9 protein-coding genes are annotated in these 12,224 nt (G+C 61.1%); all 9 read right to left on the bottom strand.

Going from position 1 to position 12,224, the window contains the following annotated elements; all coding sequences use genetic code 11:
* Positions 1-113: 113 nt before the first annotated feature.
* The 9 genes from GFU70_RS04420 to GFU70_RS04380 all read right to left on the bottom strand — a co-directional run bounded on the left by GFU70_RS04420 (position 114) and on the right by GFU70_RS04380 (position 12,071).
* A complete protein-coding gene (locus GFU70_RS04420) occupies positions 114-1,055 on the bottom strand; it encodes an AEC family transporter (RefSeq protein ID WP_058545374.1) in 942 nt (313 codons plus the stop codon).
* Between the two features lie 261 nt (positions 1,056-1,316).
* On the bottom strand, positions 1,317-2,870 hold the full coding sequence (gene garD, locus GFU70_RS04415) for a galactarate dehydratase (RefSeq protein WP_058545375.1): 1,554 nt from the start codon (positions 2,868-2,870) through the stop codon (positions 1,317-1,319).
* 13 nt (positions 2,871-2,883) lie between these two features.
* Positions 2,884-4,248 carry an MFS transporter gene (locus tag GFU70_RS04410; RefSeq protein WP_058545376.1) on the bottom strand — a complete coding sequence of 455 codons (1,365 nt, stop codon included), beginning with the start codon at positions 4,246-4,248 and terminating at the stop codon, positions 2,884-2,886.
* A gap of 175 nt (positions 4,249-4,423) precedes the next feature.
* Entirely contained in the window at positions 4,424-5,869 is a 1,446-nt protein-coding gene (locus GFU70_RS04405; protein ID WP_153387656.1) for an aldehyde dehydrogenase family protein, read from the bottom strand.
* A 129-nt stretch (positions 5,870-5,998) separates the two neighbouring features.
* Entirely contained in the window at positions 5,999-6,910 is a 912-nt protein-coding gene (gene kdgD, locus GFU70_RS04400) for a 5-dehydro-4-deoxyglucarate dehydratase (protein WP_058545378.1), read from the bottom strand.
* A 503-nt stretch (positions 6,911-7,413) separates the two neighbouring features.
* Complete coding sequence (locus GFU70_RS04395; RefSeq protein WP_058545379.1) at positions 7,414-8,160, bottom strand: FadR/GntR family transcriptional regulator; 747 nt, start codon at positions 8,158-8,160, stop codon at positions 7,414-7,416.
* A gap of 276 nt (positions 8,161-8,436) precedes the next feature.
* Positions 8,437-10,164, bottom strand: a complete 1,728-nt coding sequence (locus tag GFU70_RS04390; protein ID WP_116643164.1) for an ABC transporter ATP-binding protein/permease — start codon at positions 10,162-10,164, stop codon at positions 8,437-8,439.
* A gap of 91 nt (positions 10,165-10,255) precedes the next feature.
* A complete protein-coding gene (locus GFU70_RS04385; RefSeq protein ID WP_003177957.1) occupies positions 10,256-10,816 on the bottom strand; it encodes a response regulator transcription factor in 561 nt (186 codons plus the stop codon).
* Entirely contained in the window at positions 10,809-12,071 is a 1,263-nt protein-coding gene (locus GFU70_RS04380) for an ATP-binding protein (protein ID WP_058545381.1), read from the bottom strand. The genes GFU70_RS04385 and GFU70_RS04380 overlap by 8 nt, the downstream gene beginning before the upstream one ends.
* Positions 12,072-12,224: the final 153 nt, after the last annotated feature.

The following is a 12,224-nucleotide window of genomic DNA, read 5'->3' as shown; positions in this document are numbered from 1 at the left end:
TCTTCGCGAGCAAGCCCGCTCCCACATTGACTGCGTTCTTCCATGGGAACGCGATCGAATGTGGGAGCGGGCTTGCTCGCGAATGGATCGCCAGAGCGCTGCAAATCTGCAGGCTAGATCCACCCACCCCACTGCAACACAAAAATCCCCAGATTGGTGGTGATCGCCGCCATCAGCGTGGTGATGACGATGATCGCCGCCGCCAGCTCATGGTTGCCATCGGCCGCCCGGGCCATGACGTAACTGGCCGCGGCGGTCGGGCTGCCGAAGTACAGGAACAGGATCCCCAGCTCCGCCCCGCGAAAGCCCCAGAGCCAAGCGCCCAGGGTGGCCAGCAGCGGCAGCCCGACCATCTTCACCAGGCTCGAACTCAGGGCCATCTTGCCGCTCTTGCGCAAGGCCGCCAGTGACAGTGTGCCGCCGATGCAGATCAACGCCAGGGGCAAGGTCATCTGGGCAAGGTATTTGGCCGAGGTTTCGAACCAGTTCGGCAGGCCTATCTGCCAATAGGCGAACGGCGCGGCCACGACCACACTGATGATCAGCGGGTTGCTGACCACGCTTTTGCAGATGCTCCAGGGGTCGGACTTGATCACTGGGCTGTAGACCGCCAGCACGATCGTCGACAGGGTGTTGTAGAACAGGATCACCAACGCCGCGAGTATCGACCCCAGGGAAATCCCGTAGTCGCCGTACATGCTCGCTGCCAGTGCCAGGCCGATCACGCCGTTGTTGCCGCGAAAGGCACCTTGGGTATAGATGCCACGGTCCTCACGCGGGCAACGCCAGATCGCCCAGCCCCAGGCCACGGCAAAGCCCACCAGGGTGGCAATGGAAAAATAGATCAACAGGTCCGGCTGCAATGCCGCGTGGAGATCGGCATGCAGGATGCCGAGGAACAACAGCGCCGGCATGGTGACGTTGAACACCAGGGACGAGGCCATGTGGATGAAATTGTCGTTGATCCAATAGATGCGCTTGAGCAACGTCCCCAGAAACAACATGGCAAACACCGGCGCGGTGATGTTCAGGGTTTCGAGGAAAATTGCCAGCATGCCGGGGACCTTGAGAAGGGTGTCGTTAGGTGGCTAATGATAAGCCACTCACGGCATTGGCGTCTGGTGGATCGCTATCGCGAGCAAGCTCGCTCCCACATGTGTTCTTCAGTGAACACAAAATCCGCACTCTCCGCAAATCCCCTGTGGGAGCGAGCTTGCTCGCGAAGACGGCAGCACATCCAACATCGATGCTAGCTGAACCACCGCTATCGCGAGCAAGCTCGCTCCCACACTGGATCTCCGGCGATCACGAAATCATCAGGTAATCGGCGCCGGGTTGAACAACGTGATGTCGTTGTGCAGCTTGTGCCGCTCGGACCAGGTTTGTTTCTTGCCGCTGGCCACGTCCAGGTAGTAGTGGAACAGCTCCCAACCCAGCTCCTCGATGGTCGCGCGCCCGGTGGCGATCCGGCCGGCGTCGATGTCGATCAGGTCCGGCCAGCGCTGGGCCAGTTCGGTGCGGGTCGAGACCTTCACCACCGGGGCCATGGCCAAGCCGTATGGCGTGCCGCGGCCGGTGGTGAAGACGTGCAGGTTCATCCCCGCCGCCAGTTGCAACGTGCCGCAGACAAAGTCACTGGCCGGCGTGGCGCAGAAGATCAGGCCCTTTTGCTTGAAACGTTCGCCCGGGCCGAGCACGCCGTTGATCGCGCTGCTGCCGGACTTGACGATTGAGCCCAAGGATTTTTCGACGATGTTCGACAGCCCGCCCTTCTTGTTGCCCGGCGTGGTATTGGCACTGCGATCGGCCTCGCCCTTGGCCAGGTAACGGTCGTACCAGTCCATTTCGCGCACCAGTTCCTGAGCCACTTCCCGGGTTTGTGCCCGGGAAGTCAGCAGGTAGATCGCATCGCGCACTTCAGTGACTTCGGAGAACATCACCGTCGCCCCGGCCCGCAGCAACAGGTCCGAGGCATAACCCAACGCCGGGTTGGCAGTAATACCGGAGAACGCATCGCTGCCGCCGCACTGCATGCCCAGGATCAGCTCCGAAGCCGGTACGGTTTCGCGGCGGCGTTGGTCGAGTTTCTTCAAGCGGGTCTCGGCCAGCGCCATGATCTGCTCGATCATTTCGGTAAAACCGTGGCTGGAGTCCTGCAAGCGATACAACCACGGCTCGCTGAGGTCCACCGAACTGTCGCCTTCATGCATCACCTGCCCGGCCTGCAATTTCTCGCAGCCCAGGCTGATCACCAGCGCCTCGCCACCCAGGTTCGGGTTGCGCGCCAGGTTGCGCACGGTGCGGATCGGGATGTAGGCGTCGGTGGCGGTGATCGCCACGCCGCAGCCGTAGCTGTGGGTCAGCGCCACCACGTCATCGACGTTCGGGTACTTGGGCAGCAGTTCGTCCTTGATGCGCTTGACCGCATGGTCCAGCACCCCGGTCACACACTGCACCGTGGTGGTGATGCCCAGGATATTGCGCGTGCCGACCGTACCGTCGGCGTTGCGATAGCCCTCGAAGGTGTAGCCCTCCAGCGGCGCATCGGCCGCCGGCACATCGGTGGACAGCGGCAGGCTGTCCAGCGGCGGCGCGGTGGGCATGCGCAACTGGTCCTCCTTGACCCAACTGCCACGGCGGATCGGTTGCAGCGCGTAGCCAATGACCTGGCCGTAGCGAATCACCTCGCCGCCCTCGGGAATATCCTGCAGCGTGACCTTGTGGCTCTGGGGCACAAAGTCCACGGTGACCAGGCCATCCGGGAACTCGGTCCCGGCCGGTACGCCCTGGTCATTGACGACGATCACCACATTGTCCCGCTCATGCAGGCGGATATAACGCGGCGAATCGGCATGTTCAATCAGTTGCATGGACGCCGCTCCTTCAGGATTTAGCTTCAGACAGGCTGGAAGATTGGTCATCCCTGCCCATGGGTTCTTTGAGTACGACACGCTTGATCGGCCCCACGATGACCAGGTAGCTGAACACCGCCACCAGCGCGTTGCAACCGACGAACACCAGTGCCCACTTGAACGAACCGGTGGCATTGATGATGTAGCCGATGACGATTGGCGTGGTGATCGATGCCAGGTTACCGAAGGTGTTGAACAGGCCACCGCTCAAACCGGCGATCTGTTTTGGCGACGTATCGGAGACCACTGCCCAGCCCAATGCACCCACGCCTTTACCGAAGAAGGCCAGGGCCATGAAGCCCACCACCATCCATTCGATGTCCACGTAGTTGCACGCCACGATGCTGCTGGACACCAGCAGGCCGGCGATGATCGGCGCCTTGCGGGCGAACGTCAGCGAGTGGCCCTTGCGCAGCAGGTAGTCAGAGATCACCCCGCCCAGCACGCCCCCGATGAAGCCGCAGATCGCCGGCAAGGAGGCGATGAAACCGGCCTTGAGGATGGTCATGCCGCGCTCTTGCACCAGGTACACCGGGAACCAGGTCAGAAAGAAGTAGGTGATGCCGTTGATGCAGTATTGGCCCAAGTACACGCCAAGCATCATGCGGTTGGTCAGCAGTTGGCGGATGTAATCCCACTTCGGACCGTCGGACTTCTTACCCCTGCCCTTGTCCTGGTCCATGTCGACCATCGCGCCGTTGGCGGCGATGTGATTGAACTCGGCCTCGTTGATCATCGGATGCTGGCGCGGGCTGTGGATAATTTTCAGCCAGACCAGCGAGAACACGATACCGACCACGCCCATCACGATAAACACGTGCTGCCAGCCGAAGCGGTAGACAATCCAGCCCATCAGCGGCGCAAACAACACCGTAGCGAAATACTGGGCCGAGTTGAAAATCGCCGAAGCGGTGCCGCGTTCAGCGGTGGGGAACCAGGCCGCGACGATGCGGGCGTTGCCCGGGAAGGAAGGCGCCTCGGCCAGCCCAACCAGAAAACGCAGCATGAACAGCGCCACCACGGCGGTAGAGACGCCGAATTCACCGACATAGCCTTGCAGCACGGTGAACAGCGACCAGGTAAAAATGCTCAAGGCATAGATTTTTTTCGACCCGAACCGGTCAAGCAGCCAGCCGCCCGGGATCTGCCCGGCCACATAGGCCCAGCCGAAGGCGGAGAAGATATAACCGAGGGTAACGGCATCGATGCCGAGGTCTTTCTGCAGGCTGGAGCCGGCGATAGCGATGGTTGCGCGGTCGGCGTAATTGATCGTCGTCACCAAAAACAGCATGAGCAGGATCAAATAGCGGACGCGAGTCGGCTTGGTTTCTTGCATGTAAATCTACTTCCACTCATTATTTTTATACGGGTCAGTGCTGTGTTACGCCCTGTAGGAGCTGTCGAGTGCAACGAGGCTGCGATCTTGCCTCAGACCATTGAGTTGCGAGCGAAAGACCAAAAGATCGCAGCCTCGCTACACTCGACAGCTCCTACAGGGGTGTTGCGGTGTATCAGGAGCCGATGTAAGAGGTCTTCACCACGGTGTAGAACTCTTGCGCATAGCGACCTTGCTCACGCGAACCATAGGACGAGCCTTTGCGCCCGCCGAATGGCACGTGGTAGTCCACGCCAGCGGTCGGCAGGTTGACCATCACCATGCCCGCCTGCGAATGGCGCTTGAAGTGGTTGGCATACTTCAACGAGGTGGTGGCGATGCCGGCGGACAGACCGAACTCGGTGTCGTTGGCCATCGCCAGCGCCGCCTCGTAGTCGGCCACGCGCACGACGTTGGCCACCGGGCCGAAGATCTCTTCGCGGCTGATGCGCATCGAGGCTTCGCTGTCGGCGAACAGGGTCGGTGCCAAGAAGTAACCTTCAGTGTCGCACGTCACCAGCCCACCGCCACTGACCAACCGAGCGCCTTCGCTCTGGCCGATGTCGATGTACTTCAAGTCCTGGCTGAGCTGGGCTTCGGAAACCACCGGACCGATATCGGTACCGGCCTTCAACGCATGGCCGACCTTGATCGACTGCATGCGCTCGGCCATGGCCTCGACGAACTTGTCATGGATGCCGGCGGTGACGATCAGGCGGCTCGAGGCCGTGCAACGCTGGCCGGTGGAGTAGAACGCGCTCTGTACCGCCAGTTCGACGGCCTGCTTGAGGTCGGCGTCGTCGAGGATGATCTGCGGGTTCTTGCCGCCCATCTCCAGTTGCACCTTGGCCTGGCGCGCCACGCAATTGACCGCGATCTGCCGCCCCACGCCCACCGAACCGGTAAAGCTGATGCCGTCGACTTTCGGGCTGTTGACCAGCACTTCGCCAACCACACGGCCGCTGCCCATCACCAGGTTGAACGCACCGGCCGGGAAACCGGCGCGGGAAATGATCTCGGCCAGGGCCCAGGCGCAGCCCGGCACCAGCTCGGCGGGCTTGATCACCACGCAGTTGCCGTAGGCCAGGGCTGGGGCGATTTTCCACGCAGGAATGGCAATCGGGAAATTCCACGGTGTGATCAGGCCGACCACACCTAGGGCTTCGCGGGTGACTTCAACGTTGACGCCTGGGCGCACCGACGGCACGTAGTCGCCCGACAGGCGCAGGCATTCACCGGCAAAGAACTTGAAAATATTACCGGCGCGGGTCACTTCGCCGATGGCTTCGGGCAGGGTCTTGCCCTCTTCCCGGGCCAGCAGTTGGCCGAGTTCTTCACGGCGGGCGAGGATCTCGCTGCCGACCTTGTCCAGTGCATCATGACGGGCCTGGATGCCCGAGGTCGACCAGGCCGGGAACGCGGCGCGGGCGGCTTCGATGGCGGCATTGACTTGCGCTGCGTCAGCCTTGGCGTATTCACCGATGACATCGGACAAGTCAGACGGGTTGATGTTGGTGCAATAGTCGGCACCAGCCACCCACTGACCGTTGATGTAGTTATCGAAACGCTTTGAATCTGCCACGGAGCTACTCCTTCTACAAAAGCTGTCTAGGAACACAGAGCGTCCCTGGTGGCGTTCCCATGCAGAGCGTGGGAACGATCAAGCTTTACGCAAAAAGCCGCTGATTGCTCAGCGGCCTTGTCGGGTCTGTTACTGCTTGCCTTGCTTGTCGATCAGCGCGGCCAGGGCTTCGTATTCTTCTGGCAGCAGGTCGGTCAGCGGCGTGCGCACCGGACCTGCGTCATAGCCCACGATCTTCGCGCCGGCCTTGACGATGCTCACCGCGTAACCGGCCTTGCGGTTACGGATGTCCAGGTACGGCAGGAAGAAGTCGTCGATGATCTTGCCGACGGTCTCATGATCGTCACGGGAAATAGCGTGGTAGAAATCCATCGCGGTCTTCGGAATGAAGTTGAACACCGCCGAGGAGTAGACCGGCACGCCCAGGGCCTTGTAGGCCGCGGCATAGACTTCTGCGGTCGGCAGGCCGCCCAGGTAGCTGAAACGATCGCCGAGACGACGGCGGATCGACACCATCAGTTCGATATCGCCCAGGCCATCCTTATAGCCGATCAGGTTCGGGCAGCGCTCGGCCAGTTGCTCCAGGTGCGTGGCATTCAGGCGGCAGACGTTGCGGTTGTACACCACCACGCCGATCTTCACCGATTTGCACACTGCTTCAACGTGGGCGGCAACGCCGTCCTGGCTGGCTTCGGTCAGGTAATGCGGCAGCAGCAACAGGCCCTTGGCGCCCAGGCGCTCGGCTTCTTGAGCGTATTCGATGGCCTGGCGAGTGGCACCGCCAACACCGGCGAGGATTGGCACGCTGGTGGCGCAGGTATCGACGGCGGTCTTGATGACTTGGGAATACTCGCTGGCGGCCAGGGAGAAGAATTCACCGGTGCCGCCCGCTGCGAACAATGCAGAGGCGCCATACGGGGCCAACCACTCGAGGCGCTTGATGTAGCTGTCGCGATTGAAATCGCCTTGAGCAGTGAAATCGGTGACCGGGAACGACAGCAGGCCAGACGAGAGGATGGACTTCAGTTCTTGTGGATTCATTATTCGAACACCCTGGACGCAATGTTGTGTTGTAGGAAAACGGTTCAGCTTCATGTGAAGTTGTAGGTCATCGTACAACTTAAAATGTGAACGTCAACTGCATTTCGTCTTTTGTCGAATGCCAGGTCCGGGGGTATTTGTGGCCAAGCCTTGTAACTCGCGGCTTTTGAGCAGATTGGAAGACCGCTCAAACTTGCCCTCGCCAAGGAGCAAGGCCGCTCATCGTCACTGTCAACGCTGCCAACAGGCGCCCCGGCGGCAAAGGGCTCGCTCCCCCACCGGGCTGCGTCCTAGTAGCTGTGTAGGTGCTATGTAAGAGCTATGCAGGAGCCGTGTAGGAGCTGTCGAGTGCAACGAGGCTGCGATCTTTCCCCAGACACTTGAGTCCCAAGTGAAAGATCAAGATCAAGATCAAGATCAAAATCAAAAGATCGCAGCCTTCGGCAGCTCCTACAGAGCGCCTACGATGCAGCCAAGCGCAAGCAAGCAGCAGTGACGAGCGGCTAGCCCTGCGCCTGCGCCTCTTCATGCGCCTGGCGCAGCCGTTCGCGGCTGTTGGTCAGGTGCAAACGCATGGCCGCACGGGCCGCCTCGGAGTCCTGGCGGGCGATGGCGTCGTAGATTTCCTCGTGCTCACGGCTCAGGCGGTTCATGTAGCGCTGCTGGTCATCGTGGGCCAGGCGCGCCGAGTTCACCCGGGTACGCGGAATGATGCTGGTGCCCAGGTGAGTCATGATGTCGGTGAAGTAGCGGTTGCCGGTGGACAGGGCGATTTCCAGGTGGAAAGCGAAGTCCGAGGCCACCGCATCGCTGGCGTGGGCGGCGCTTTCGTTCAAGGCGTCGAGGGCGGCGCGCATCGCGGCCAGTTGCTCGTCGCTGCGGCGCTGCGCCGCAAGCCCCGCGGACTCCACTTCCAGGCTGATGCGCAACTCCAGGATCGCCAGCACGTCACGCAAGGTGACCACGGTGGCCGGGTCGATGCGAAAACCGCTTGGGCTGGGTGTGTCCAGCACGAAAGTACCAATGCCATGGCGGGTTTCCACCTGGCCGGCCGCCTGCAAGCGGGAAATCGCCTCGCGCACCACCGTGCGACTGACGCCATGGGCTTCCATGATCGCCGACTCGGTGGGCAATTTATCGCCACGCTTGAGCAGGCCGTCGCGAATCTGCTCGGTCAACACCGTCACCAGCTCCTGCGCCAGGCTGCGGCGCTTGCGGGGAAGGCGTGGTACGTCGATCGGTCTTTCCATGGGGCTGTGTCTCGTTAAACGGCTGAATGGCATCATCATAGCGCAACGTGGTTGTACGATCACCGTGGGTGAAGTGGCGAGTCTGGCGCTGAAACCGATTCGCAGTCATCGCGAGCGGGCTCACTCCCGCACTAGAGCGGTTGCGTGCACAAGCATCAGGTTCACCAAAAAACCTTGTGGGAGCGAGCTTGCTCGCGATGGCGGAGGGTCAGCCACATCAATATCAACTGATACATCGCTATCGCGAGCAAGCTCGCTCCCACAGGTTTTCGGTGTTTATGCTGCCACGGTGCGCTCCACGAGTTGGCCATTTTCGATACGCACATGTCGTGGATGGAAACGTTTCAAACTGCTTCGGTGACCAACGCTGACGATGCTCAGGCCTGGCAACTGGTCAATCAGCGCCTGGTACAGCGTCGCCTCGTCTTCTTCATCCATCGCCGACGTGGCCTCATCCATGTACAACCATTGCGGTGCATAAAGCAATGCGCGGGCGAAAGCCAGGCGTTGCTGCTCGCCGGGCGAGAGCATGCGCTGCCAGTGGTTGGCCTCGTCCAGTCGCGACACCAGATGCGGCAGGCGGCAGGTTTCCAGCACTTGGGCGTAACGCTCGTGCGGGTACGTGTCGCCCGGCTGTGGATAACTCAGCACCTCGCGCAACGTGCCAATGGGCAGGTAGGGTTTTTGCGGCAGGAATAAATAACGCGCCGCGGGTAAGCGGATCGCGCCGTGTCCTTCGGGCCACAGGTGCCCCATCGCCCGGAACAGCGTGGATTTACCGCTGCCCGAACGTCCACTGAGCATCACCCGCTCCCCCGGCTCGACGGTCATATTGGTCTTGCTGAGCAGATGGCGGCCATCGGCCAGGTCCAACCCCAGTTCTTGCACTTGCAATGCACTGCCCTGGTTTTGCACGTCAATGGCCGGCACGCGGTCTTCGTTGTCGCTCATGGCCTGGCGAAAGCTCAGCAGACGATCGCAGGTGGCGCGCCACGCCGCGAGTTCAGCGTAAGCGTCGATGAACCAACTGAAATTTTCCTGCACATTGCCGAACGCAGAGCCGATCTGCATGAGCTCGCCCAATTGGATTTTGCCAGCGAAATAGCGCGGCGCAGCGACGATGAACGGAAAGATGATCGCGATCTGCCCATAACCCGAGGTGAAAAACGTCAGGCGTTTGGACACCTGCATGATGTTCCAGAAGTTGTGCCACACCAGGCCGAAACGCTCGCTCAGGCGACGGTTTTCGTTGGGCTCGCCATTGTAGAGAGCGATACTCTCAGCGTTTTCCCGCACCCGCACCATCGAGAAACGCAGGTCGGCTTCGAAGCGCTGCTGGTTGTTGTTGAGACCGATCAGGCGGCGACCGATCAGGTGAGTCAGCCAACTGCCCACCGCCGCGTACACCAGAACGCACCAGAACATATAACCCGGGATGGTGTAACCGAACACGTCAATGCTGCCAGAGATGCCCCATAAAATAATCGAGAACGACACCAGGCTGACTACGGTGCGTAGCAGGCCCAGGCCCAACTCCAGCGTTTTTGAGGTGAAACTGTTGAGGTCTTCGGAAATCCGCTGGTCCGGGTTATCGGTATAACCGCCCTGCTCCAGTCGGTAATAGTTCTTGTCCCTGAGCCAACGGGCGAAATGCTGCTCGGTGAGCCAAGCCCGCCAACGGATGGTGAGCATCTGCGTGAGGTACAAGCGATAGACAGCGCCGAGGATCGCCACTGCTGCGATGCCGCAGAAATACAGGATCAACTGCCAGAATGCCGCGCTATCCTTCTCTTGCAAGGCGTTGTAGAAATCCTTGTACCAATTGTTGAACCATACCGAAATCGCCACGCTGAACAGCGACAGCGCAATCACGGCGATCAACAACGTCCAGGCCTTGCCCTTCTCCTCACTGCGCCAGTACGGCGTGGTCATTTGCCAGACACGGCGGAAAAACTGCCCGCGCACCGCGTCATTGACCGCGGAATATTCAGCGTTCTGATTCATGGTTAAGGCTCAATAGGGAAAAAACTCGGGCCGATCATAAAACAACGGCCCGACGTGCCGCGAGGGTGGACAGCATTCGTTCAGCGCAGGTTCAGCGACGCACGGGACGCTTTTGCAATTTGCGCTGCAAAGTCCGCCGGTGCATGCCCAAAGCGCGAGCCGTGGCCGAAATATTGCCTTCGTGCTCGGTCAGCACCCGCTGGATGTGCTCCCATTGCAGGCGATCCACCGACATGGGGTTTTCCGGCACCAGGGTGTCGAGGTCGGCGTGCTCGGACAACAGCGCCGCCAGCACATCATCGGCGTCCGCCGGTTTGCACAGGTAGTTGCAGGCGCCGCGCTTGATGGCCTCGACCGCGGTGGCGATGCTCGAGTAGCCGGTGAGGATCACCACACGCATCTCCGGGTCCAGCTCCAGCAGCTTGGGCAACAGCACCAGGCCGGAATCGCCGTCCATTTTCAGGTCCAGGGCGGCGTAGTCCGGCAGGTCGGCCTGGGCGATGGTCAGGCCTTCCTCGGCAGAACCTGCGGTGCTGACGCGAAAACCGCGACGGGACATGGCCCGGGCCATGACGCGGGTAAACGTGGCGTCGTCATCTACCAGCAACAGGTGCGGCAGCTCTTCGCCGTCGACTTGGATCTCGTCACTCATGTTCGTCTCCTCGGTCGGCATGGGGCAGGCGCAGCTCGGTGAGCGTGCCGCCTTCCTCATGGGGGTAGAGTTTCACCGAGCCGCCGGCGCGTGTCACGCTGGCTTTGCTCAAAAACAGGCCCAGGCCGAAACCTTTGCCCTTGGTGGTATAGAACGGCTTGCCGATTTGCTCGGCAATCGCCAGCGGCACACCGGCGCCGTGGTCGCGAATACTGATGGTCAGCTCATAGGCGTTCCAGTCCAACGCCACTTCCAGCCCTTCGGGGCAAGCGTCGGCGGCATTGTTGAGCAGGTTCAGCAGCGCCTGGGTCAGGTCTGGCGGCGGGGCCATGCGCGGCACCACACCCTTGCCCAGGCACTGGAAGCGATAACTGGCTTCCGGGCGCATCAGGTGCCAGCGGTTCAAGGCATCGTCGAGCCAGAAGGTGACCGCTTGCATGTCGATGTCCAACCGCCGATTGGCCTCGGCGGCGCGCACCAGGTATTGCAAGGTTTCCTTGCACAGCTTGACCTGGTCCTGCAGCACACTGAGATCGTCCTGCAGCGCCGGGTCGTGGTGATCCTGGCGCATCTCCTTGAGCAGCACGCTCATGGTCGCCAGCGGTGTACCCAATTCATGGGCTGCGCCAGCGGCCTGGGTCGCCACGGCCAGCAATTGCTCGTCGCGCAGGCCCTCTTCACGGCGGATGGCCCGCAGTTCTTCCTGGCGGCGCAGCTCCTCGGCCATGCGCGCGGCAAAAAACGTGATGACCGCCGCGGCCAGGGCGAAACTCAGCCACATGCCGTAGATCTGCAGGTTTTCCCGGGCGATGGGAAAGGTTTCCAATGGGTAGAACCGTGCCAGCAGCAAGGTGTACAGCGCCAGGGCGATGCCTGAAAGGATCAGCGAATAGCGCCACGGCAACGTCACCGCTGCGATGGTCAAAGGCACCAGGTAATAGGAAACGAAGGGGTTGGTGGAGCCGCCGGAGAAATACAGCAGCGCGCTGTGGATAAACAGGTCGCCGGCCAGCTGTACGGCGTATTCCAGCTCGGTCACCGGCCACGAGGTGCGCAGGCGAATCGCCGTCAGTGCGCAGAGCACGCTGGAGCAAGCCAGGGTGATCGCCAGTTGCAGCCAGGGCAGCGGCAGCAGGTCGAACCAATAGGCGAGCCCCACCGAGCCGGCCTGGGCCGCCAGGACCAGGATACGGATGAATGTCAGGCGCCAGAGGTTCTGGCGAGAGGCGGATGTCATTTGCAAAGGGGTGAGCATGAGCTCTCCTGATGAGCGCTCCAGGCGAATCGCACGGAGTATAACCAAGGCGCGGCTTGCACAGGCAGCTATGCGGCAAAGCGCCACAGCCTCGAAATGACACACCCCCTGTCCATTGGACTCATGCACATCTGTATAGAAGTTGTAACTGTG

The sequence above is a fragment of the Pseudomonas brassicacearum genome (assembly GCF_009601685.2).
Lineage (GTDB): Bacteria > Pseudomonadota > Gammaproteobacteria > Pseudomonadales > Pseudomonadaceae > Aquipseudomonas > Aquipseudomonas kilonensis_B.
Note: the sequence above shows the minus strand (reverse complement) of the source record. Positions and strands in the feature narration are given on the sequence as shown.